At 68.3% G+C, this 22,313-nt stretch carries 21 protein-coding genes and 2 pseudogenes; 10 read left to right on the forward strand and 13 right to left on the reverse strand.

From position 1 onward, the window contains the following. The first annotated feature begins 1,274 nt into the window (after positions 1–1,274). Both ACTWQJ_RS19365 and ACTWQJ_RS19370 read left to right on the forward strand, forming a co-directional pair. Positions 1,275–1,895 (forward strand): TetR/AcrR family transcriptional regulator, encoded by a 621-nt coding sequence (locus tag ACTWQJ_RS19365; protein ID WP_443307885.1) that lies wholly within the window; start codon positions 1,275–1,277, stop codon positions 1,893–1,895. Beyond that, complete coding sequence (locus ACTWQJ_RS19370) at positions 1,892–2,359, forward strand: DUF6069 family protein (RefSeq protein ID WP_443307886.1); 468 nt, start codon at positions 1,892–1,894, stop codon at positions 2,357–2,359. The genes ACTWQJ_RS19365 and ACTWQJ_RS19370 overlap by 4 nt, the downstream gene beginning before the upstream one ends. Here the strand turns inward: ACTWQJ_RS19370 and ACTWQJ_RS19375 are convergent. After that, positions 2,277–2,525 (reverse strand): annotated as a pseudogene (locus tag ACTWQJ_RS19375) (hypothetical protein); the annotation flags it as partial. The gene ACTWQJ_RS19370 and the pseudogene ACTWQJ_RS19375 overlap by 83 nt on opposite strands. Positions 2,526–2,647: 122 nt before the next feature. On the opposite strand from ACTWQJ_RS19375, the pseudogene ACTWQJ_RS19380 reads away from it, so the two are divergent. Together ACTWQJ_RS19380 and ACTWQJ_RS19385 are read left to right on the forward strand one after the other, a co-directional pair. Further along, positions 2,648–3,477, forward strand: a pseudogene (locus tag ACTWQJ_RS19380) (IS701 family transposase); the annotation flags it as partial. 595 nt (positions 3,478–4,072) lie between these two features. Then, complete coding sequence (locus tag ACTWQJ_RS19385) at positions 4,073–7,288, forward strand: NACHT domain-containing protein (RefSeq protein ID WP_443307903.1); 3,216 nt, start codon at positions 4,073–4,075, stop codon at positions 7,286–7,288. Positions 7,289–7,672: 384 nt separating this feature from the next. Here ACTWQJ_RS19385 and ACTWQJ_RS19390 read toward each other — a convergent pair whose 3' ends face one another. The 4 genes from ACTWQJ_RS19390 to ACTWQJ_RS19405 all read right to left on the reverse strand — a co-directional run bounded on the left by ACTWQJ_RS19390 (position 7,673) and on the right by ACTWQJ_RS19405 (position 10,219). After that, on the reverse strand, positions 7,673–8,185 hold the full coding sequence (locus ACTWQJ_RS19390; protein ID WP_443307887.1) for a YaaC family protein: 513 nt from the start codon (positions 8,183–8,185) through the stop codon (positions 7,673–7,675). A 131-nt stretch (positions 8,186–8,316) separates the two neighbouring features. Next, a complete protein-coding gene (locus ACTWQJ_RS19395; protein ID WP_443307888.1) occupies positions 8,317–8,919 on the reverse strand; it encodes a hypothetical protein in 603 nt (200 codons plus the stop codon). A gap of 309 nt (positions 8,920–9,228) precedes the next feature. Next, complete coding sequence (locus tag ACTWQJ_RS19400) at positions 9,229–9,699, reverse strand: hypothetical protein (protein WP_443307889.1); 471 nt, start codon at positions 9,697–9,699, stop codon at positions 9,229–9,231. A 169-nt stretch (positions 9,700–9,868) separates the two neighbouring features. Continuing rightward, a complete protein-coding gene (locus ACTWQJ_RS19405) occupies positions 9,869–10,219 on the reverse strand; it encodes a winged helix-turn-helix transcriptional regulator (protein WP_385275072.1) in 351 nt (116 codons plus the stop codon). Positions 10,220–10,283: 64 nt separating this feature from the next. Here ACTWQJ_RS19405 and ACTWQJ_RS19410 point away from each other — a divergent pair, with 64 nt between their 5' ends. The 3 genes from ACTWQJ_RS19410 to ACTWQJ_RS19420 all read left to right on the forward strand — a co-directional run bounded on the left by ACTWQJ_RS19410 (position 10,284) and on the right by ACTWQJ_RS19420 (position 13,235). After that, positions 10,284–11,183: an LLM class flavin-dependent oxidoreductase gene (locus tag ACTWQJ_RS19410; protein WP_443307890.1), complete on the forward strand. Its 900-nt coding sequence runs from the start codon at positions 10,284–10,286 to the stop codon at positions 11,181–11,183. Then, positions 11,180–12,490, forward strand: a complete 1,311-nt coding sequence (locus tag ACTWQJ_RS19415) for an FAD-binding oxidoreductase (RefSeq protein WP_443307891.1) — start codon at positions 11,180–11,182, stop codon at positions 12,488–12,490. The genes ACTWQJ_RS19410 and ACTWQJ_RS19415 overlap by 4 nt, the downstream gene beginning before the upstream one ends. Positions 12,491–12,584: 94 nt before the next feature. Continuing rightward, positions 12,585–13,235: an FMN-dependent NADH-azoreductase gene (locus ACTWQJ_RS19420; RefSeq protein ID WP_443307892.1), complete on the forward strand. Its 651-nt coding sequence runs from the start codon at positions 12,585–12,587 to the stop codon at positions 13,233–13,235. 75 nt (positions 13,236–13,310) lie between these two features. Here ACTWQJ_RS19420 and ACTWQJ_RS19425 read toward each other — a convergent pair whose 3' ends face one another. Both ACTWQJ_RS19425 and ACTWQJ_RS19430 read right to left on the reverse strand, forming a co-directional pair. Next, positions 13,311–14,060 carry a DUF899 domain-containing protein gene (locus ACTWQJ_RS19425; protein WP_443307893.1) on the reverse strand — a complete coding sequence of 250 codons (750 nt, stop codon included), beginning with the start codon at positions 14,058–14,060 and terminating at the stop codon, positions 13,311–13,313. Continuing rightward, entirely contained in the window at positions 14,057–14,713 is a 657-nt protein-coding gene (locus ACTWQJ_RS19430) for an ATP-dependent DNA ligase (protein ID WP_443307894.1), read from the reverse strand. Before ACTWQJ_RS19430 ends, ACTWQJ_RS19425 begins: the two co-directional genes overlap by 4 nt. A gap of 156 nt (positions 14,714–14,869) precedes the next feature. On the opposite strand from ACTWQJ_RS19430, the gene ACTWQJ_RS19435 reads away from it, so the two are divergent. Next, on the forward strand, positions 14,870–15,049 hold the full coding sequence (locus ACTWQJ_RS19435; RefSeq protein WP_443307895.1) for a hypothetical protein: 180 nt from the start codon (positions 14,870–14,872) through the stop codon (positions 15,047–15,049). Positions 15,050–15,072: 23 nt separating this feature from the next. Here the strand turns inward: ACTWQJ_RS19435 and ACTWQJ_RS19440 are convergent, their stop codons facing one another. Genes ACTWQJ_RS19440 through ACTWQJ_RS19465 form a run of 6 tightly spaced genes read right to left on the reverse strand, consistent with a single transcriptional unit; the run spans position 15,073 to position 20,462 of the window. Further along, the gene (locus ACTWQJ_RS19440; protein ID WP_443307896.1) at positions 15,073–15,936 is read right to left on the reverse strand and encodes a Rieske 2Fe-2S domain-containing protein; all 864 of its coding nucleotides are present in this window, start codon (positions 15,934–15,936) and stop codon (positions 15,073–15,075) included. Between the two features lie 52 nt (positions 15,937–15,988). Next, a complete protein-coding gene (locus tag ACTWQJ_RS19445; RefSeq protein ID WP_443307897.1) occupies positions 15,989–17,311 on the reverse strand; it encodes a 3-oxoacyl-ACP synthase III family protein in 1,323 nt (440 codons plus the stop codon). Positions 17,312–17,366: 55 nt separating this feature from the next. Continuing rightward, complete coding sequence (locus ACTWQJ_RS19450) at positions 17,367–18,179, reverse strand: arylamine N-acetyltransferase family protein (RefSeq protein ID WP_443307898.1); 813 nt, start codon at positions 18,177–18,179, stop codon at positions 17,367–17,369. Between the two features lie 30 nt (positions 18,180–18,209). After that, on the reverse strand, positions 18,210–19,022 hold the full coding sequence (locus tag ACTWQJ_RS19455) for an arylamine N-acetyltransferase family protein (RefSeq protein ID WP_443307899.1): 813 nt from the start codon (positions 19,020–19,022) through the stop codon (positions 18,210–18,212). Between the two features lie 6 nt (positions 19,023–19,028). Then, complete coding sequence (locus ACTWQJ_RS19460; RefSeq protein WP_443307900.1) at positions 19,029–20,048, reverse strand: amidohydrolase family protein; 1,020 nt, start codon at positions 20,046–20,048, stop codon at positions 19,029–19,031. Between the two features lie 9 nt (positions 20,049–20,057). Then, positions 20,058–20,462 carry a YybH family protein gene (locus tag ACTWQJ_RS19465; protein WP_443307901.1) on the reverse strand — a complete coding sequence of 135 codons (405 nt, stop codon included), beginning with the start codon at positions 20,460–20,462 and terminating at the stop codon, positions 20,058–20,060. Positions 20,463–20,680: 218 nt separating this feature from the next. Here ACTWQJ_RS19465 and ACTWQJ_RS19470 point away from each other — a divergent pair, with 218 nt between their 5' ends. Together ACTWQJ_RS19470 and ACTWQJ_RS19475 are read left to right on the forward strand one after the other, a co-directional pair. Further along, positions 20,681–21,361 carry an NAD(P)H-dependent oxidoreductase gene (locus tag ACTWQJ_RS19470; RefSeq protein ID WP_385274882.1) on the forward strand — a complete coding sequence of 227 codons (681 nt, stop codon included), beginning with the start codon at positions 20,681–20,683 and terminating at the stop codon, positions 21,359–21,361. A gap of 196 nt (positions 21,362–21,557) precedes the next feature. Beyond that, positions 21,558–22,262 carry an NAD(P)-dependent oxidoreductase gene (locus tag ACTWQJ_RS19475; RefSeq protein WP_443307902.1) on the forward strand — a complete coding sequence of 235 codons (705 nt, stop codon included), beginning with the start codon at positions 21,558–21,560 and terminating at the stop codon, positions 22,260–22,262. Positions 22,263–22,313: the final 51 nt, after the last annotated feature.

Genomic DNA, 22,313 nt, shown 5'->3' on the forward strand with positions numbered 1-22,313 from the left:
ATCAGCCGGAACATCACGCGAGCTCGCCAACTCCCGTAGATCGGCCATCTGTTCAGAGGAGAGATCCATACCAGACTCAACGAGCAGAGAAGCGTAAGGTTCCACGAACAGGATCACGAGACACTAGTCGACAGGACGAGGAGGGGGGCGGTGCTCTGGCGTGGACTACAGTCCCGAGGCAAACCCGGGGACCTTTCAGATCCCGCCCCCCTTAGGCCGCGGACCATGGCGGTTCTCTGACCGGCCTCAGTGCGAGCCACCCTAACGACGATCACTGACATCAACGGGCTGGACAGCCTCAGACCTTGGCGGCTGACGGTGGAACCCTCGCCGAGCCTCACCGTCGCGCAGCGCGGCGTCACGCGGCCCGTGATCGAACTCCTAAAGCGATGGTCGCCGGCGCGGGGGGGTGTCCAGACCAGACGGCCGAGGCCGTGCCAGACACGTGCCAGATCGTGCGGGGAACCAGGGGAACAGCGGGTACCAACTCGGCGATCGAGCGGACACCCATGCCGCTCCGTCGCAGGTCAGCCCAGCGTCGAGCCGTAAACCACCTGAGCTTCCCAAGCTCATGCCCTCACGGTCCGCGTCTGGACACCCCGAGGTTCCGGGATAGCGGACAGCTGCGCTCGCATGTCCATGGCAGTGCTTGTAACTCGATGTGAACGGACGGTCGATGCGAGAGGATTACAGGCATGCGGCTGAACAACGGTGTGTCGATGGTTGAAGCCGAGCGAGCCCTGAGCAATGCCGAGGCGACATGGCTCGACCTCATGAGTGATAAGGGCTGACCTATTGGGCTTACTCCGGCGCAGTCGACAAGGTGCACGGCCTGCTGGCCCGCACCTTCGCCGAACCGGATCTGGCCGGGGAACTGTACTCAGCGACCTTTTGGCACGTCACGGCAGTTGACCCCAACAGGAGTTCCGCGCAGGAGGATCCACGCTTGATAGCGCGTGAGGTTAGGGCTCAACTAGCCACGCTGGAGAACGCTCGGTTGCGACTTCTGCGACTACGTGCGCTAGCGGATCGGCCGGGGATGCCGATCGTCTACGACACAAACATGCTGAACCACTGGCAACAGCCTGGTGGCGTGTTGTGGCGAAGGGTACTGAACGCCAACGGGCTTAGGCCTCGTCTGGTGCGTCTAGCACTCCAGCCGTAGTTGTGGATCTTGATGGGCTGCCATCTACAAGCAGCCGAGTACGGAAAAGTGAGCGGAGTGAGGACTCACTCATTGACGGAGTGAGTCCTCACTCCGTACTCTCGCGGTCATGACAGCACCTAAGGAGAACCAGACCACCCGCCGCCGTGCCCCCGGCATGTCGCCGGAGCAGCGGCGCGCGATGATCATCCAGACCGCGATCCCGCTGATCGCCGAGTACGGCGCCGCGGTAACCACCGCGAAGATCGCCCGCGCTGCGGGCATCGGCGAGGGCACGATCTTCCGGGTCTTCGCCGACAAGGACGAGCTGCTGCAGGCCTGCATGGCCGAGGCGCTCTCCCCCGAGCACGCGATCCGCGAGCTCGGCGCGATCGACGTATCCCAGCCGCTGCCCGACCGGCTCGCGGAGGCGGCCGAGGCTCTGCAGGCGCACCTGTCCCGGATGGGCGCGATCGCCGGCTCACTGCACGCCTCTGGGCACCGCGGCGGCAAGCACCCCGGCACGGTGCGCGGCGCGGGCCGCGACGAGTCGACGACCCGCATCCGCGCGGCCCTCGCGGATCTGCTGGAGCCCGACAAGGCCGCCCTGCGCCGGCCGCCGGAGCAGATCGCGGCCCTCTTTTTCGGGCTGCTCTTCACCCAGCCGCATATGGAGGACGAGCCGGAGCTGACCACGCAGGAGCTGGTGGAGGTCTTCTTGCACGGCGCGCTCGCGGGCGGCGCCAAGTGAGCGCGCGCAGACGACGCTTGGCGGTTACGGGCCTCGCGGTCCTGGCGCCTGTCCTGGTGTGGCTGGTCGCGGACCCGGTGCTGGGGCACCGGCTGCGGATCATCGACGGCGAGCAGACGCTCGACATCGGCGCAGCGCCGGTGGTGTTGGTCGCGCTGCTGGCGGCCCTCGCTGGCTGGGGACTGCTGGCCGCCCTGGAGCGGTTCGGGGTACGGCGCGCCCGCGCCGTCTGGACCGGGGTGGCCGTCGCCGTACTGGCCATGTCCTTCCTGCCGTTGACCGGCGACGGCATGGACGGCGGAACCCGGGCCGCGCTGGCCCTGATGCACCTGGCGGTGGCGGCGGTGCTGATCCCGGGCCTGCGCACGAAGGACGCCGCCGCGGCGACACCGCCAGCACCAAGTACGCCGCGAACAGCACCAGATGGAGGCAGCCCCGCCAGAGCGTCGCGCGGCCGGGGATGACCGTCAGAGTGCCCACCACAATCGAGATGAAGAGCGGTACCTGGTGGGTCGGGCCGAGGCCCAGCAGGAGCGGACCCTCGTGCCAGATCGCTGCGATGGCCACCGCCGGGATGGTCAGGCCGATGCTGGCGATGTCGGAGCCGTAGGCGAGGTCGGGGGAGGTCTGGGGTGGGGTCGGAAACAGGTGCGGCCACCGGTGATCATCGGTGTGTGAAGACTGAAGATCAGGCGGTGGCCGCTGGTCACAGCGTAGACCCGGGCCGTTGGGACGATGACTTCGCAGGGCTGATGCGGCGCATAGCCGGACGGTTCGCGCGTGCCGAACCCCGCCGTCGGGTGGGGAAGTTCGTCCGAGGGCTGCTGGCGGACCTGCCGCGGAAGAACTGCTGGACGATCGCGGAGTGGGCCGGTGAGGCCACACCGGATGGGATGCAGCATCTGCTGGAGCGGGCGAAGTGGGACGCGGACGCAGTCCGTGACGATCTGCGTGAGTACGTCGTCGACCACCTGGGCGCCGAGCAGACGGTGCTAATCGTCGACGAGACGGGCGATGTGAAGAAGGGGCAGGCGACGGTCGGGGTGCAGCGTCAGTACACCGGCACAGCGGGCAGGATCGAAAATGCGCAGGTGGCGGTCTACCTGGTGTATGCCACCGAGCATGGACACGCCGCTGTGGACCGGGAGTTGTACCTGCCCCGCATCTGGGCCGAGGACCCTCAGCGATGCCGGGCGGCCGGGCTGGAGCCCGACACCACGCGCTTTGCGACCAAGACGCAGCTGGCCGCGGCGATGATCGAGCGGTTCTGCGAGGCCGGGCACACGGTCGGCTGGGTGACCGGGGACGAGGTCTATGGAGGCAACCCCGCTCTGGCCCAGATGCTGGCCGAGCGCCAGATCGGGTCTGTCATGGCCGTCTCGTGCCGCACCGAAGTCCGCACGGCCGGTGGGAAGTTCCGTGCGATTCACTGGTACGCAAGGTGCCGCGCACCGCCTGGCAGCGAATGTCCGCCGGAGGCGGCGCGAAAGGGCCACGCCACTACGACTGGGCCGCCATCGACCTGCTCCCGGAGGCCGTCGCGGGCGTCTACCGGCTGCTCATCCGCCGCAACCGCACCACGGCTGCCTGTCATCAACGGCGTCGGCCAGGCGTGGACACGCATCTGTCGCCGACACCCACGACGGCGGGTGGCGGCTGCCGGGTGCAGCACATCTCGACCGACAATCTGTGACAGCGACCGGTGCAAGAGGCATGTAGGTCCGGGGGAGGTCTCAGATCGGTCAACTGCGCTGCTCTGAGGGGCCGTGCCCGGTTGGCTAGTGCGGTCGGAGCTTGGCAGATGCAGTGCTCCGGCAAGCTGGAAGCCGGTTCGATGTGCTCGGGGGGCGGGGATGGCAAGGGTACGAAATGTACTCCGAGTCATGGGCGGTGCAGGGCTGCTGGTCACAGGTGGAGTGGCGACGAATCAAGTCTTGTCCGACAAAGGCCTTAGCTGGACATGGCTATATGCCTCTCTCGCGGTTGCGGTACTGATGCTCCTGTACACGGAGGTATGGGCAGCTCCTGGTGGTGGCGAAGCAGTGGGAAGCACCGCGCCCAACGCTGCGCGGAACTCCGCGCGGGGTGGACGTGGTGTGTACCTGCGGCAGTTGAGGGAGACCGTGCGGGATATGGAGACCGTAGGCATCGCCACCCAAGGGGAGTTTGTGCTCCGAATGCACCAGGTGTACGTGGATGTCAGCCTGGCACCGCAGGTATTGCATGCCGCTGCTGGAGAGCCGTATTTGGGTGCCGTGCCTGGCGACGAGGCTGGAGGACTGAGCCGACGCCGCAGTCTGGAATCTGTGCTGCGAGATGCCGAGCGAAACGCGGCTGCTCGAGTCCTCGCAGTGATCGGCGGACCAGGCTCGGGGAAGACAACGCTAGCCCGCAATACGGCCCTCGCACTATGCGAGTACCGCTGGTGGCCCTGGGGACGGCGGCTTCCGGTACTGCTTTACTTGCGCGACCACGCCGCCACGCTGCTCGCCAATGAGACACCTACGCTGGGGGCAGTGGCTGTCTCTTCCGGGTGGCTTGAGGGGAAGGTGTCGGAGGACTGGCTGGAGCGAAGGCTCGATCGGGGTGGGTGCGTGGTGCTACTGGACGGGCTGGACGAGGTAGCCGATCCGACCGAGCGCAGTCGGGTTGTGGCCTGGGTCGTGCGGCAGACCGAGCGGCATCCTCGCAACATCTATGTGGTGACCTCACGGCCGCACGGCTATCAATCGAACCCGCTGCCGGGGGCCGAGGTGCTGCAAGTGCGGCGGTTCACCGGGGAACAGATCTCTCAATTCCTGCATCAGTGGTCATACGCGGTTGAGAGTCGAGCCCGGGCCCATACGCGGCGCGAGGTACAGGCGGTCGCAGACAACTTCTTTGTGCGGCTGCGGACTCGGGCAAGCACCGGGCATGAATTGCGGACTGCCGGGGACAGAAACGCCGACGATCTGCTGGCCCGGCTACGAGCCCAGCCAGCGCTGTACGACCTGGGAGCCAACCCCCTGCTACTAACCATGATCGCGAACGTGCATCGCTACCGCGGGCAGCTACCGGGCAGCCGCGCGGAACTCTACGCCGAGATGTGCGACGTGCTGCTGCACCGACGCTACGAAGCCCGCAGTCTTTCGGACGCCACCGGCTTGAGCGGTCCACACAAGCAGCACGTCATCCAGCATCTGGCCCTGGTCATGATGCAGGCCAAGGTACGTGACTGGCCGGTGCACGACGCGGCCGGAGCGATCCACCAGCCTCTGCAGCAAGTGCCTGGCAACGTCGCCTCCGAAGTGTTTCTCGAAGAGTCTCGAAAGAGCGGCCTGCTGGTCGAACGCGAACACGGCTTCCACGGTTTTGCGCACCTGACGCTGCAGGAGTACTTGGCAGCCGCTCAGCTCAGCACCCCTCGTGCCGATACGACGATGTTGACCGAAAACGTCGATGACCCATGGTGGCGCGAGACAATCCTGCTGTGGGCCGCCAGCAACGATGCAACCGACATCATCACTGCCTGCCTGGATTGTGGCACCGTTCGTGCCCTGGCTCTGGCCTTCGACTGCGCCGACCAGGCACAAATCGTCGACCCTGCCGTCCGCAGCCGGCTGGAGGCCCTGCTCACTTCGTCTGTCCGTAGTCAGGTTGCAGATCCTGCCCTACAGCGTCTTCTAGCTGGTGTCCTGGCTACCCGCACTCTGCGCGAGACCATCCAACTCAACGATTCCGCCGCCTTGTGCGCGCGTCCTATTCCTCAAGCCCTGTACAGCATGTTCATTCAGGAAGAACGAGCTAACGGCCGCCACCACCCAGACACCGCGGGCACTGACAATAGTGACAACAGCACTGCAGCAGCGGTAGGGATGCAGGCCGGTGATGCCGAACGCTTCACTGCCTGGCTCAACAGCATCACCAGCGACGCTATCTACCGCCTGCCCACGCCCGATGAAATCAAGGAGCAACCTGGAGCGATCGCCACCGCTCTGAGTCGTCACACCGTCTGGGCCCAGGACGGTATCCGCACTCTCTTGCACCAACCACCACAAGTGCCGTGGCCGTACACCCCTGTGCCCGTAGCCACGAGGTCCCGCACCACTCCTACCAGGTCCTCCCCTACCAACGACCGCCAGCAAATCACCAACTACCTGCGGCTGCTAGCCATCCCCCTCGAACAACGCAGGGAAGTGTCGGACTGGGCCAGAGTGCTCAACGTCGCTCTCATGCGTACTTCTGAATTCCGCAATGGGCCTAACCTCGGCTCACTGAATCTCGTCCTCGATCTTGCGTTCGACCTCACCCTCGACCTCGCCCTGGACTTCGCCCTCACCGACGCGCTCAACCCTGACCAGTACTATCGCCCCGCAGGTCGCGCTCGGGCCATCGACCGTGCCCGGGCTATCGACCGCGCTCGCGCCCTCGCTGACGTTCTCAACCGCGACCACTTTCACGACCGCGTTGATACCAGCACCCTCGACTCCATCGACCAAGCCCTGGCTCTCGACCCCGCCCTCGACCGCACCCGCGATCAGCCTGCCTTCGTCGGCGGCCACGACCCGGGCGATGGCCTTAGCCGTGCTCGCGCTCTCGCCGACGCTCTCAGTCTCGCTGTGAACCACACCCTCAACCACGCTGAAGGACTCAGCCTCCCCCTCAATCACGACCTCATCGCGGCTCTCGACCGCGTCCGCGCCCTCAACAACCCCGATGCTGTCAACCACCCCCACAACGCTGGAACTGCCGAAGCCATCGCTGAAGCTCTTACCTTCGCCTTTGCCCGGGCCCGTAACCTTGATCCCGACATCGGTTTCGACCTCGACCTCGACCTCGACCACGTCGAGATCCCCGATGCACTCGTCCTCGATCTCAGTTCCGCCGAAAGACTTGCTCTGGCCGTCGACGTCGCCCTTGACCAATGCGCCTATCCCGGAATGCCTAAGGTTGCTACCACAACCTTCCGGTCTCTATTCGCGACCTGGGCACCCCCTACCGACGTAGAGCCAGCCTCAGTACTGACGAGTCTCGACCATTTCCTGACACGCGTTGGGGCTGAATCCCCCTCCGCTGAGAAAGTTCCAGAAGATCCCGCCAACACCCTGCGCTATGTACACGATTCACTACTGGCTGACCCCAGTAGTACACCCGTTCATGTACTGCGGTCCGTGGAGAGCACATTGGAACTGCTGACTGCAATGCGGGACCGCAGGCTTCCTTCCACCAGCCTGACGCTGGCCTGCGCCCGCATGGGCCTCTTGGTTGCGGCAGCAGCCCTACAAGCATCGGACCGACACGAAGTAGCGCAAGCCCTGCACCTGACATGGCAAAGCCTGACTGCACAAGACCGCACCTCTCCGAACCAGCAGGAGGCCAATCAAATCCTTCTAGTCACTCGCACCCAGCAGTAGAAGGAGGCATGGTGCCGGCTGGCGCGCGTCAGCCGCACCGGTCTGACATCACCAGCTGACATCAACGGCAGCGGACGGCGGCGATCGCGAGCGCACTGAGACGGCTACACCCCTGCCAGGCTGAGGTAGTTCCGCCGAGCACTCCCGAAGCCGGGATCGAACTCCTAAGGCGGTGGTCACGATTTCCGTGGAGTATCTGTGGACGAATTTCGGTCAACCGAGCGCCTGTAAGGTGCCGACCAGCGGCTTCCTCTGAGAGTCAAGGGGCCCGACTGCGATAGGCGCACAGGACCTGCCTGCCAGCAACGTCCTTGATCGCTATCAGTGCCGTATGAGGCACCGGATATAGGGAAAGCCGACACCACATTTCGTCGCCGCGGTGAATCAGACTTCCGGGGCAAAGTGCATGGCTGGCAGACCTGATGCCCCTGGAAGGGGTACGATTTGCGCTTCAGGTATGAGAGGCCGCAGTTCACCGAGCATCAACGGATGATGTGCCCCCAGTGGCTCAGCTCCTATCGCCCGAGCCACTGTCGGAAAGGATCCCTTTGCGGTCGGTATGACTTCCACCAACGCCAATCCCTGACTCGCATCTAGGTTGCGGGTCCCGATTCCGTGTCCCTTGAGCCGCCACGCGTCCTGACCGAGCAAGCCTGACGCTGCCGCTATCGCTCTCCCGAACTGCGACAGCGCGTAAAAGATCTGGACAGGGCGCGTTGCCGGACCAGCACTTTCCGCTGCCTCAGTGAACTGTTGGGCCTGCTCCAATGCTGCGACGAACACGGCACGCCGCTCTGCCGTCGCTCGAGCGGGGCCAGCCACTCCAGTGCGTAGCCCCCGCAACTCACGCCAGACCTCTCGCTTGCTGGGCATCGCAAGGTCTCGCCAGGTGGCCATGGGCCTCCTCAATCGCTCTGGTCCACGCCAACGTGGGCGCCGTTGAATCCTTCACGTTGCCCGGGGCCAGAGGGAGTTTTCGCAGCTTCCCAAGTTGAGCGCGCCTGCCGCCGGCCACGAACCCCGAGGTGTTAGAGAAGGTCTCGCCAGAAGGGGACCGTTGCTCGCGGGTTCCAGCTCTCGTCGACCTCACCTCGCGCCTCTTCGAACTCCTGGTGCATGTAGTCGACCAGGTCCAGCCCGTAATAGATGATGTCGGTCTGCCACATCGAGAGCACCGGATGCCCGAAGCTTCCCCGGCCGGCGGGCAGATATCGGTGGGCAAACATGGGCACCAGCACCGGCGCCTCCGCCAGATGACGCCGCGCCGTATCCAGTGCCGCCGTCCCCTCGGCTGGACGCTCACCCCAGCCCTCGTACCAGAACCCGTTGTGCTCAACATCGAGCAGAACACCCTCGACCGGCCAGTCGAGCTGTCGACGCAAACTGTCCAGATCACCGCCGCGCCACTCCGGCCAGGGCCTGGACCAGGTCTGCCCGTCCTCGGGAGGGACATTGACCGGAAGGCCGGCCGCGAGGAACGCTCGATGGTCGTCCGCGAACTCGAAGCCATACTCGCGCTCGATGCGCATGAACTCGGCGTCCGTCAGCCCCGGCTCGAACTCACAGAGGCCAGTCTGCGCCAGACGACGTGCGGCCTCCGCACCCAGGCGTACTCCCTCACTGCTGATCACCGCCGCACGCTAGCCCCGACCGCAGCCCGCCGTCACCCGAGTTCTGCGCGGGCTCCATCTCAGTTTCCATCTCATTCAGCCCCGTTCACGCTCGTTCGTAGGCAACACCCTCGCGCACATGGCCCGGCGGCCGGCCGCCCATGAACGCAGGTGAACGCTCCCGCACACCACCCACCACCGTGCTCACCTCGCCTCCGAGGACCTCTCCGCGCTGAGCGGCGGACGCGTCACCGTCATCAAGATCTGACGACCCCTGCCATTGGCCTACAACCGGCTGCCCGAGCTCCGCGCCCGCGGCCCCGGCGAGGGTTACGGCTGGGCCGCCGGTACGACGCTGCTCACCTCGTGAACCCGCCCGGCGTTCACCGGATCTCCGACGGTCACCCGCCAGGTGCCCGGGCCGGGCAGGGTGAGGTGGGTGTCATAGCGGCCGGCCCCGAGGTTGCGCAGGGTCTTGCGACCGCCGGTGCGGCCCGTCTCGGCGCCCTCGGCGCCGGCGGTCAGCAGCAGCCGGTCGTCGTCGGCCGTCGCCTGCACGTGGCAGTCCGTGCCGTCGACGACGTCGGGCACGTCGACGGTCAACTCCTGCCTGCCATTGAGGAACTCGCGTGGATCGCGGGCGGTGAGCAGGGCCTTCCGGCCGCGACTCAGCCATGGCGGCAGCCCGTTGACCCACCTGACCCGGCTGGTCCGGTCCGACCAGGATCTCGTCGTCGGCGCCTGCTCGGACCACACCCTACGCGTCTGGAACCCGACCCGGCCCAGCCGTGAACCTCTCACGATCCCGCTGCCGGGGGCGGTCAGGGACCTGACCACCGCCACCCCCGACCTCGTGTACGTCCTGGTCAACGAGCACTGGTTCGCCCTGCGGCTGACGGGCAACGGCCCGCAGAGTCCTGACCCCCGAGCACTCCGCCCGTGGGCAGAGCCGCGCTCGCCGACGAGGTGGCTACGCGGACGACGGAACCCGCCCCGCACCCCTGGGGCCCGAGCGGTGCATGTTCCACTGCACGAGCGGCTGCAGGGCGTCCAGCAGTGCCCGGCCGTCCGGGGCCAGCCGGTAGCGGATCTGTACGGGTGTGGTGGGGATGACGGTGCGCTCGATGAGGCCCGCGGCCTCGAGTTCCTTCAGTCGCTGGGAGAGCAGTCGGTCGGAGATGCCGTCGATCATGGCCCGGTACTCGCCGAAGCGCCGGGCCCCCTGGTGGGCGGCCTGCAGTACCGAACCTGTCCAGCGGCGTCCGATCAGTTCGAGGGTGCCCTCGAAGCGCGGGCAGGTGTCGTCATGAATGGAGTCCACTTACAAAAGATTAGCACCTTACCCTTCGTTTTGCCGGTGGCGCGGTTCGGCGCACCGTGGACGCATGACCGACTACGGACGCCCGCTCTCCTTCGGAGTGAGCCTCGACCCCTCCGCCGGGGCATGGGCCCAGACCCGGCGCCTCGCGCGCAGGGCGGAGGACTCGGGCCTCGACCACCTCGCCGTTCAGGATCACCCGTACCAGCCCGGCCACCTCGACACCTGGACCCTGATCACCCATCTGTCCGCGGCCACCGACCGCATCTCCTTCCTCACCGATGTCGCCGACCTGCAGCTGCGGCCGCCGGTGATGCTCGCCAAGGCCGCCGCATCGCTGAGCGTGCTCACCGGCGGACGGATACAGCTCGGTGTCGGCGGGGGCGGCATCCCCGACGCCATCGCCTCGATGGGCGGACCGGCGCGACGCGGGCAGGACATGGTGGCGTTCGCCGAGGAGTCTTTGGGGCTGCTGCGCACGGCCCTGGCCGGGGATGTCGTACGACGGCACAGTCCGTACCACTCCGTCGACGGTTACCGCGCCGGACCGGTGCCCCCGAAGCCCGTCGAGCTCTGGCTCGGCGCCCAGAAGCCCCGGATGCTCGCCGTCACCGGCCGGCTGGCCGACGGCTGGATCTCTCCGCTGAACATCTACGTCCCGCCGCAGGAGGTGCCCTCGCGGCAGCGGATCATCGACGAGGCGGCCGCCGACGCGGGCCGCGACCCGCGGACCCTGCGGCGTGTCTACAACGTGATCGGCGTGATCGGCGACCACGGGGACGGCCCCGGGCTCGTCGGCGATGTGCGGCGGTGGGTGGACACCCTCACCGAGTGGGCCGTGGAACTCGGCTTCGACACCTTCGTCTTCTGGCCCGCCACCGACCCCGAGCGGCAGCTCGCACGCTTCGCCGGCGAGGTCGTGCCCGCGGTGCGTGAGCGCGTCGACGCCGTCCGGAGCGGGCGATGAACTGCGCCCTCTCCGCCGTGCCGACCGAGCTCGCGGGCAAGGTGGTCACGCCCGACGACCGGCGCTACCAGCTGCTCCGCTCCACCTACACCACCGTCGGCAACCCGGCCGCCGTCGTCCTGCCCGAGTCCGCGGGCGACGTCGCGGCGGCGCTGCGGCTGGCGCGGGAGACGGGGCTTCGGGTGGCCGTCCGCAGCGGCGGCCATGGCCTGTCCGGCAGGGGCACCAACGACGGCGGACTCGTCATCGACCTGAGCGCGCTGCACCGGGTCGATGTCATCGACCGCGGCTCCCGGCTGGTCCGCGTCGAGGCGGGTGCGCGCTGGGCCCAGGTCGCCCGGGCGCTCGCCCCGCACGGGCTCGCCATCAGCTCGGGCGACCACGGCAACGTCGGCGTCGGCGGCATCGCCACCGGGGGCGGCGTCGGCTGGCTGGTACGGCAGTACGGGCTCACCATCGACCACATCCGTGCCGTCGAGGTCGTCCTGCCCGACGGAACGGCCGTGCGCGCCGATGCCGAGGCCGAGCCCGGCCTGCTGTGGGTGATGCGCGGGGCCGGCGCGGGAGCCGGGATCGCGGTGGCCTTCGAGATCGAGGCCATGGAACTGCGTGACGTCGGCTACGCACAGCTGGTCGCCGCGGTGGACCCGGCCGGTCAGACGCTGCGCCGTTGGGCCGACGTCATGGCGCGGGCGCCGCGCGAGCTGTCGACGGCGGTGATGCTGTCCTCGCGGGGCGCCACCGCCGCCGCGTTCATCACCGCGGTCGTGGCCTCGGACAGTCCGTCCGTCATCCGCGACGCCGTCGAACCGCTCCTCGGCATCGGGGACGTGATGGTCCAGCAGGCCCACGTCGTCCCCTACCCGGAGCTGGTCCCACCGCTCCATCTGCACGCCAACACCGGGCAGATGCCGTCCAGCACGACCAACGGGCTGCTCACCGACCTGACCCCGGACACCGCCCGCGCGCTGATCACGGCGTCGGCCGCCCCCGACCCGGTCCTGATCCAGCTGCGTTCACTCGGCGGCGCGACCCACGACCCGTCCCCCTCGGCCACGGCGTTCGCGCACCGCCACCAGAACACCCTCGTCGTCGCCTCGGCGTTCCCGCCGGACGACCGCGCCACGCTGGCCGCCGCCTGGGCGCCCCTCGCCCCGCACACCGACGGCGCCTACGTGAACTTCGAGAGCGCCCCCGACGAGGCGACGTTCGCCCGCGCCTACCCGGGACCGACCGGCACCCGCGTCACCGACCTGTGGAAGCGCTACGACCCCGACGGCGTCCTGCGCCCCCGGCCGCCGGCCTGACCGCGGCCCCCTCGACCACCTCACCGACCACGAGCCCCGCGGCACCCGCCGCGGACGCCCGCCCTTCCAAGCCACCTCTTACCGGAGATACTCCATGGCCACGTTGCTGCACATCGACTCGTCCGTGTTCCCCGCGTCCGCCTCCGCGTCCCGCGCCGTGACGGAGACCTTCCGCACAGCCTGGGAGGAGCAGCACCCGGAGGGCACGGTGATCTACCGCGACCTCTCCACCCACCCCGTCCCGCACATCACCGCCGACGCCCACACGGCCGGGTTCGCCGATCCGGACGCGCACACGCCCGAGCAGGCGGCCGCCTTCGCCGAGCGGGTGAAGCTGATGGAGGAACTGGAGCGGGCGGACGCGGTGCTGATCGGCGCCCCGATGTACAACTACTCGATCCCGTCCACCCTCAAGGCGTGGCTGGACAACGTGATCCTCTTCGGCCGCACCGTGGGCGAGAACCCCTCCGCCAAGGGCACCCCGGTCACCGTCGTCGCCAGCCGCGGCGGCTCCTACGCGCCGGGCACTCCGAGGGAGGGCTACGAGTACGTCCAGAACTACCTGACGGCGATCCTCGCCGACATGCTCGCTCTCGACCTGGACTTCATCGTCCCGGAGCTCACCATGGCCCCGCACAGCCCGGCCATGGCCGAGCTGGTGCCGCTCTTCGAAGCCTCCCGTGAGCGCGCCCTCCAGGACGCGGCCACCAAGGCGAAGACCCTCGCCGAGCGCCTCGCCGCGTAAGCGGCCCACACCCCGAGAACGCCGTGTGCGTCCCTGCCACCGGGACGTCACATGGCGTTTCTCGTGCTCTGGGCCTCACCGGCCGTCGTACTCGTCGTGGCGGCGCCACCAGAAACCGGTCTCGTTGCGGCCGAGTGGTGCGCGGTCGAGCCACTGGTACATGCCCCAGAGGATGTCCAGTCCGCGCTCGTACGTGGAGTAGGTGTGGTAGACGGCGCCGTCCTCGAGCGCGAACGCGCTCATGCCGGGCCCTTCTCGCCGGTACGTCTCCCAGTCGGTTCCCGCACTCGACGCCATCTGGGCGCCGGCTTCCGACGGCCCGACGTCCATCGTGCGGTAGTTGTACTCGACGGCTCCCGACTGCCACTCCTCCTTGGTGTGCGCCACATGGAAGTCGTAGTTGAAGTCGCTGCCGAACGACGACGCCCAGGGGAAGCTCCAGCCCATCCGCCGCTTGTACGCCTGCAGTTTCGCGAGCGGAGCCCGCGACACCGCGCAGAGGGTGACATCGTGATGCGCGAGGTGGACGACGAAGCCGTTGAAGCCGTCCGCGATGCTCGAGCAGGTCGGACATCCTGCCTCGTAGTCGGGCCCGAACATGAAGTGGTAGACGAGGAGTTGTGAGCGTCCGCCGAAGAGGTCGGCGAGCGACGCCGTGCCCTCGTCGGTCTCGAAGCGGTACTCCTTGTCGATACGGACCCAGGGCAGCTCCTGCCGCTGCCGCGCCAGTTGGTCGCTGCGCCGCGTCAGCTCCTTCTCGGCCTCGAGCAGCTCCAGCCGGGCGGCGAGCCACTCCTGACGTGTTCCGGTCTTGTGCTCGGTCATCGCTTGTCCGTGTCCGAGTTCAGGTGCTTGATCTTGATCCAGTCGCGGGAGCGGCGCCCGGGCAGGTAGGGGCTGGTGAGGCGTTTCGCGACCACGCCGTCGTAGCCCTCGATGGTGCTCTGCTCCATTGCCTCGGCTGCCATCGAGGGCCAGGCCGCGGGCACGGCGACGGCCGGTCCGGCCAGCGCGAGGTCGTCGAGGAGGTCGCGGCGCGCGGTGTAGGGCAGGTGCACGGTCGGCTCCCCGAGATGAAGGATGTCGAAGAGCATCAGCCTGACGGGCAGATCCCTCGCGCCGTGCGCGATCGCGTCCGGGTGGTGCAGACTCATGCGCTGCTGCAGCCGCTGCACGGACGGGCGGCCCTCGAGGTCCCGGGCGACGATCTCCCCGTCCAGCACCGCCTCCGGCCCGGGCAGCAGAGCGGCCAGCGCCTGGAGCTCCGGGTACTGGTCCGTGACGTCCATCCCGTTGCTGGCCAGCAGCCGCAGGCTGCCGTTCCCCGGCAGGTGGGCGATCACGCGGGCCCCGTTCCAGAGCGTTTCGTACGCGTACTCGGCCTCGGCTTCCGGTCCCGGCGGCGGGCCGATCACCGCCAGCATCGGGGACAGCGCAGGCAGCACGCGGGGAGCGTCGGATGACGGGTGCACGCTCATGGTTTCCAGCGTGCGCCAGTCGGCGCGGATCGGCCACTTGCCCGCCGGTGCGAGCGGAGTAATTGGATTTATCGTGGTCTGGGAACCCTGGTCGTAAGTGCTCCGGCCGTCGCGGGGGTCGACATGAAAGTCCAAATGATCCAACGGGCCGCCGACGTGCTGTTCGACATCCCGGATGAGGCGCATGAGGAGATCATCACGCTGATCCAGGCCGTGGCCGAAGACCCGGAGACACAGGTCGCGGATCTGGCCGCAGCGTTCGGTGAATGGTGCTGGCTTGTGTACACCCGCCGTGGTGACGTGATCGAAGTGCTGGACGTCGGCTGCGCCCGGTGACGTCCGCCTGCCACCCGGCGCCGTCACCGCGCGTGTCCCTCCCTCAGCCGGATCTCGACCAGGCCGTCGTTGAGGCGTACGTCGAAGGAAGGCTGCGGTGCCGTGGCCGGTCCGGCCACGCAGGCGCCGTCGGCGAGCCGGAACGTGCTGCCGTGCCAGGGGCAGGTCACACAGCCGTCGCTGATCTCGCCCTTGGACAGGGGACCCGAGAGGTGGGCGCACCGGTCCGCCAGCGCGTGCAGCTCTCCGGTGCCCTGGGAGTCCCGCACGAGCAGCACGGGGACCTCCCCGACCATCCGCCGGACGACACTGCCCCGCGGGAACTCCTCCGGGTCACCGACCGGGTGCCAGCCCTCGTAGATCAGGTGCGGCACGGACTGGCTGTGGTTCACGCCGGCCGCCTGCCGGTACGCCAGGTGGCCGCCGAGGAACCCGCCGGCCGTGGCGGCCGCGAGTCCGGCGAAGCCGAGCAGCCGGCCGCTCCGCCCCCTGCTGCGGGCCACGAGCGAGGCCGCGTAGCAGGCGACGGCCGTGGTGTTCGCTGCCGCGTGCACCACGCCCACGCGCTCCTGCTCGGGAAACTGGTCCGCGAAGTCGACGGCCCCCGCCAGCGCGGCCGGGACCGCGGTGGCGAGCCCCGTGGCGACCAGCAGTCGCGCCGCGCGCTCGTTGCCGCGGGTCAGATCGAGCAGCGCAGCGGATGTCCAGGCCCCGATGGGAGCCTGCACCAGCGCCGGATGCAGCGGGTGACCCTGCCAACGGCCGCGCAGCGCGTCCCGTACGGGCCCGAGGGGGAGCGCGTGGACACGCGTCCGTACGGGGGTCGCGATGCGGTCGAGGTGCTCGGCGTCCTCCAGCGCTTCGATCTTCGACAGGGGATTGCGCATACGCGCCGGGTTACCCGATCACCCCGGCGAAAACCACCCCTGTCCCCGTGGCTCACTCTCTCGTCGGGATGTCTTCCGTCCGCTCGCCCTCGGCTTGGGAGGGTTCGGTCCTGGGCACGTCCGGGTGCTGTTCCATGGCGCTGCGCTCGCCCGGTTCGTTGCGTTCGCCTTCGGCCTGCGACGGGGTGAGAGCGTACAGCCACTGGTCGGAATCCGAGGCTCTGGACTGCATGACGGGCCTCCTTCGCTCGCTAACCCCATAGTCCACCTTCGGCCGTGCAAAAGAAGCCCGAGCCCGACCGGGACCGGTTCCGGTGCCCCGCTCACGCCGCCCGCGGGACGTCCAGGCGGCGACGTCCGCCGCGACGAGGTCGTCCGGGAGCCGGAAGACCAGTGAGCCGAAGAGGAACCCGGCACCGATCGCGCCGAGCACGACGACGTCGCCGCGCCGGGCCCGGCCCTCGCGGGCCAGCCGCCACAGCGCCGTCAGCGGAGAAGCGGCCGCGGTGTTGCCCAGGGTGTCGGCGGTGACGGGGACGCGCTCGGCATCGGCACCGGCCATCCGCCCGATCTGCCGTACCAGCTTGGCGTTCGCCTGGTGGACGGCGAAGCCGCTCACCTCGTCCACGGTGACGCCGGCTGTCGAGAGCGCCTCGCTGAGGGACTTGGGTACCCGGGTCATCGCCTCCCGCAGCACCACGTTGCCGTCCATGAAGATGTACGGCGTCCGGGGTGTCTCGGTCGTCGACGTCGGCACCTCCTGGTCCAGGCGCCAGGCCGTCGCCATGCGGACGGCGTCCGAGTACACGTTGCCGAGGTCGTAGCTGAGCAGCCCGTCCCCGCCGGCCGTCTTGCGCAGCACCACGGCACCGGCGGCGTCCCCGAAGAAGATCCGCGTGATGCGGTCGGTCGGGTCGGTGATGCCGGAGCCGCGTTCCGCGCAGACGACCAGCGCCGTCTCCAGCCCCGGCTCCTGCAGCAGGGATGCGGCCGTGTAGATGCCGTACGCCGCCGAGGCGCAGGCGTGCTGGGTCAGGTCGAGGATGCGCGGGGTGTCGATGCCCATGCGCTCGGCGAGGCTCACGCCCAGCGACGGCATGATCCAGTCCGGGGTCGTGCACGCGACGAGCACGACGTCGATCTCACGGGCCTGGACGTCGGCCGCCGCGAGGGCCTTCTCGGCCGCCTCGACGGCGAGGTCCAGCACGGTTTCGTGGGGTTCCAGGAAACGGCGTTCCCGGATTCCCGTCTTCTTCTCGATCCACTCCGGTGTGGTGTCCAGCGTTTCGCACAGCTCGGCGTTCGTGACCACCCTGTCGGGCAGCGCCAGAGCGACGCTGCGGGGACTGACCGGTGCGAGTTCCCACTTGGGCATGACGCCCCTCCTCTTCGCCCGAATTCCCTGGAATCCGCCTGGAATTCACCTGGAACTACTTCTCCTCGAACGCCATCCGGACGGAGTCCCTGAGGTAAGGGCTCGGCGTGGGCCGCTTCTCCAGCGTCATGCCGAACCATTTCTCGTACGCCGCCAGCACCGCGGCGTCGTCGGGGAGTTTCTCGGTCGTCTTCTCCGCGCCGCGGGTGATGGTCAGGACGTCGTCCTTGAGCACGACCCAGCCGTCGTCGAGCGGCAGCGAGCAGAACATGTTCTGCAGGAGCATCGAGTCCGGGCTGGTCCGGTACCAGTGGATGACCTGGTCGAAGTCCGAGAGGGAGGTCGGATCGTCGTAGACCCGGTACTGCGGCTTTCCGTCGCGCAGGACGTCGGTGGCGCGGTCGTCCACCTTCCGGACGGAGAACACACCGTGCGGGTCGGACTGTGCCTCCGGCGAGTCGAGGAGGATCGGAAACCGGCTGCCCTTGCCGAAGCCGACGTCGACGAGCCAGCGCGCTCCCTCGATCTCCGCCGTGACCAGCAGGTGGTTGTACGGATCGCGCAGCTTTCTGCCGATCCAGACGCGCCCGTGGCGTACGTGGACGGTGAAGCCCAGGGCCTTCAGGAGGAAGTAGAAGGAGCTGTTGATCTCGCCGCAGGCGCCGCCGCGGCGCTGGTGCACGATCTTGTCGACGATCCTTTCGTCCTTGTAGTGGATCTCCCTGCCGAGGTGATAGTCGAGGCTCTCGAATGGCACCGACATCACATGCCGCTCGTGCAGATGGCGCAGCGCGGCGAGGTCGGGGCGGTCCGGGCGGTCGGCCGCGATGCGTTTCAGATAGGCGGCAGTCGTCACTTCATCCAGCATGTGCGGTGTCCCCTGGTGGTGTGGGATGGGTCAGTCGCTGTCGAACGAGAAACGGATCGCGTTGTTCATGTGGGGGCTCGGCGCCGGGCGTTTCTCGAGCCTGATCCCGAACCATTTCTCGTAGGCCGCCAGCACCGCGGCGTCGTCGGGGAGTTTCTCGGTCCGCCGCTCTCCTGCGGTGGTGACCGTCAGCACGTCGTCGCGCAGGATGACCCAGCCGTTCTCCAGGGGCAGCGAGCAGACGAGGTTCTGCAGGAACGGGGAGTCCGGGCTGGTGCGGTACCACCACATCGTCTGCCGGAAGTCGATCAGCTCGACCGGCTCGTCGTAGACGATGTACTGCGGTGTCCCGTTGCGCCGCACCTCCACGGACCGCCGGTCCAGCCACCGCGTGCGGAACTCGCCGTGCGGGTCGGGCTGGAGCTCGTCGCAGTCGAGGCGCAGAGGGTGCCGGCTGCTCTTGCCGAACCCGATGTCGGCGATCCACCGCACCCCGTCGATGGCCACCGTCATCAGGACATGGTGGTACGGCGCTGTCGTGAGGCCCTCCGCGATCCGTACCCGGCCCTGATGCAGGGTCACGTCGAAGCCCAGCGACCGGAGCAGAAAGTAGAACGCCGTGTTGATCTCACCGCAGAGGCCTCCGCGGTGTTCGTGGACCACCTTGTCGACGGCGCGTTCGTCCATACAGATCTCGGCACCGCGGTGGTAGTCGAGGTTGTCGAACGGCACCGACAGCACATGCCGTTCGTGCAGGTGCCGCAGCGCGTCCGCGTCGAGGCGTTTCGGGGGCTCGGCCGAGATGCGGTCCAGGTAGGCGGCGACGGTCTTCTTGTCCAGCACGGCGTGTCATCCGTCCTTTCCGGTGAAGCGCGGGAAGAGGCCCTCGGCGTTCGCGTGATCCAGCCGGGTCCGCTCCTCGGCGCTGAATCCGCCGTGCCGCACGACGCGGTGACCGGTGTCGAGGGTGTACGACTCGGGCATCAGCGGGAAGTCAGAGCCGACCAGGATCCGGTTCGCCGGGGCGAAGGAGCGCAGGGCCGCCAGTGCGTGCGGGTCGCCGGTCATCGCGATGTCGACATAGAGCCGTTGCAGCGAGCCGACGGGGTCCTCGGGCAGCCGGTCGGTGAGGGCCGCGCTGATGAGTCCGCCGCAGGCGAGCCGGCCGGCGTAGAAGGGGACGCCGCCACCGCCGTGCGGCAGGATCACGGGCAGCTCGGGGAATCTCTCCAGGGTCTGGTTGTAGAGGAGTTGGGCGGCCACCCGGATCGATTCGAAGGGGAACTCGTACAGCGAGGCGGGCAGACCGAAGTTCGGCTGGCCGGTGGACGGGGGGACCGTCGGGTGCACGAACAGCGGGCTGCGGCGGCGGGCCGCGGCTGCGAAGAGGAGGTCCATGGAGCGGTCCCCGACGTACAGGCCGGCGTAGTTGCTGACGAGGCCGACACCGTCCAGGCCGAGCGCGTCGACGGCGTACTCGAATTCCTCGAGCACGAGGTCCATATGGGGAATCGGCAGCGTGGCGAACGCGCCGAACCGGCCGGGATGTGCGGCGACCAGTTCGGCGAGGTACTCGTTCACCCGGCGCGCGAACTCCGCGGCCGGTTTGGGTTCCAGGCCGGCCGGAACTCCCGGCCAGACGCTCACCACCGCGGCGCGGATGCCGTGCCGGTCCATCATGGCGAGGCTGCTGTCCGCACTCCACGTCGGCCGGTCGACACCGGGGAGAATGGTCCGGACGCCCATGGTCTCGAGTTCCTCGAGATAGAAGTCCGGGAGGATGTGGTGGTGCACGTCGATGGCCCGCGACCACGGCTTCCCGGCGGGCGTCTGCGGGTTTCCCGGAATACCCGGTGTGCTGTGCGGCATACCCGCCCCTCAGGCCCGGGTGGTGCCGGGCGGGTTGCTGATCAGGCAGCGCCAGACGCCGTCGGCGCCGCGCCGGAGGATGTCCGCCGCGGTACCCTCCAGGCGCATGTGCTTGCCGTCCGGGCCGGTGCCTTCGTGCACGTAGTCGCAGATCATCAGGGCCGTGTCGCCGACCGTGTAGATGTGCCGCACGGACAGCTTGACCGGCAGACGGTCGGGCAGAGTCTCGGCGGCGGCCTTCCACATCTCCTCCCCCGTCTGGAAATTGCCGGGGGACAGAACGCGCACGGCCTGCGGGTCGAAAAGCTGCTTGATGGCTTCGAGGCTGCCCGAGTTGAAAGCCTGCTCGAAAGCCGCCGGAAGCTGCATGGGATCGGTCGGAAGAGCGATCTTCTCGCCTGTGGGATTCGCCATGGAAACAGCACAGGGCACCGCCGTGGAGCGCTCAACCGGAGGCCTTCCAGTCTGTCAGGTCCACCGGCCTCCAAGTGCCCTTGTCCGACGGGCTTTTCACCTACCTGACGAACTGTGTGACGCGCTCCTGGGCAGCCGGTTCGGGCGGCCGTGATGATGACGCTTCGTACCCCGGGGATGACGTTTTCCCGGCAACGACGAATGGCGAGGAGTGTCCCATGGTCAAAGTGGCCATCATCTTCCATTCCCGGAGCGGAAACATCTTCCGGCTGGCATCGGCGGCGGCCGCCGCGGCCGAGAAGGCGGGCGCCGAGCCCAGGCTGCTCAAGGTCCCCGAGCTGCCGGACCCGATGGTGCTGGACAAGGAGGCGTACGCCGAGCTGGAGGACGCCACCCGTGACATCCCCGTCGCCACCCTGGACGACCTCGTGGCGGCGGACGCGATCATGATCGGTACGCCCGTCCACTTCGGTCTGCCGGCCCCGCAGATCCTGAACTTCATCGACCGCTCCGGACCGGTCGCCATCCCGGGGAAGCTGGCGAACAAGGCCGCGACCGTGTTCGCGTCCGGCTCCGCCGCGCACGCCGGCCAGCAGGCGACGATCCTCGCCCTGCACAACGTGCTGTGCCACTGGGGCTGCCTCATCGTCCCCAACGGTTCCAGCGTCGAGATCCTGGCGTCCGAGCACAACGGAGCGCCGTACGGCACCTGCAGCATCTCCCGGCACGCGCCGGACAACGTGCACGAGGACAACATCAAGGCGATCGAGTACCAGACCCTGCGCCTGGTCGAGGTCGCCACCGCCTACCAGATCGGGCTGCAGCAGACGAAGTCCGCCATCGACTTCGTCGACATGGACTTCCTCATGAAGAAGTTCCCCCGCCTGTCCGTGGACTGACCGGCGGACCGTCGCAAGGAAACGGCACGGAACACGCACCCGCGGCGCCTCGACCGGGCCGCGGGTGCGTCGCATGCCGGCGCGCGGAACCCCGCTCCTCACCCCTGATCCAGGAATGGTACGTTGTTCTAGTGCTAGATCGCTGTACGAATGCCCGATCGATGTCCGGCACGAAGTCGGCTGGCAGGAGGAACTCGTGAAACTGGTCATCTTCGGCGCGAACGGCCCGACCGGGCGGCTGGCCACGGAGCAGGCGCTCGCCGAGGGCCACTCGGTCACCGCCGTGACCCGCCGACCCGACGCCTTCCCGCTGAGCGGCGCCGCGTTACGGGTGGTCGGCGCGGACATCATGGACGCCGATGCCGTGGACCGCGCGGTGGCCGGCCATGACGCGGTCATCTCCACCGTCGGCGTGCCGTACACCAAGGAGCCGGTGACCGTCTATTCGGAGGGCACCGCGAACGTCGTCAAGGCCATGCAGTCGCACGGCATCCGGCGCCTGGTCTGCGTCAGCTCCATCGGCGTCAACTACGAGGACGCCCCCGGCGAGGCCTTCATCTTCCGGAAGGTGATCGTGCCTGTGCTGCTCAAGATGGGCCGCCCCCTGTACGACGACGCGGCCCGGATGGAGGAGATCGTGCGCGCCAGCGACCTGGACTGGACGATCATCCGCCCCGCCGGTCTCTTCGACGGCACGACCACGACCGACTACGTCGTGAGCGCGCCCCGCCACCCGGGCTGGTTCACCTCGCGCAAGGACCTCGCGGACGCACTGGTCCGCGAAGGCGTCGACAACCGCAACGTCGGCGCCATCGTCGAGGTCATCACCACCCAGGGCGTGCCCAGCTACTTCCAGGTCTTCGTCAAGGAGGCGCTGCACATCGGCGGCAACAAGAAGTAGCCGCCGCGCATGACCCGGCCCGGCCCCGTCGAGAACGGGCCGGGCCGGGTC

This window comes from Streptomyces sp. KR55 (assembly GCF_052245645.1).
In the GTDB taxonomy this organism is placed as follows: Bacteria; Actinomycetota; Actinomycetes; order Streptomycetales; family Streptomycetaceae; genus Streptomyces; species Streptomyces flavusporus.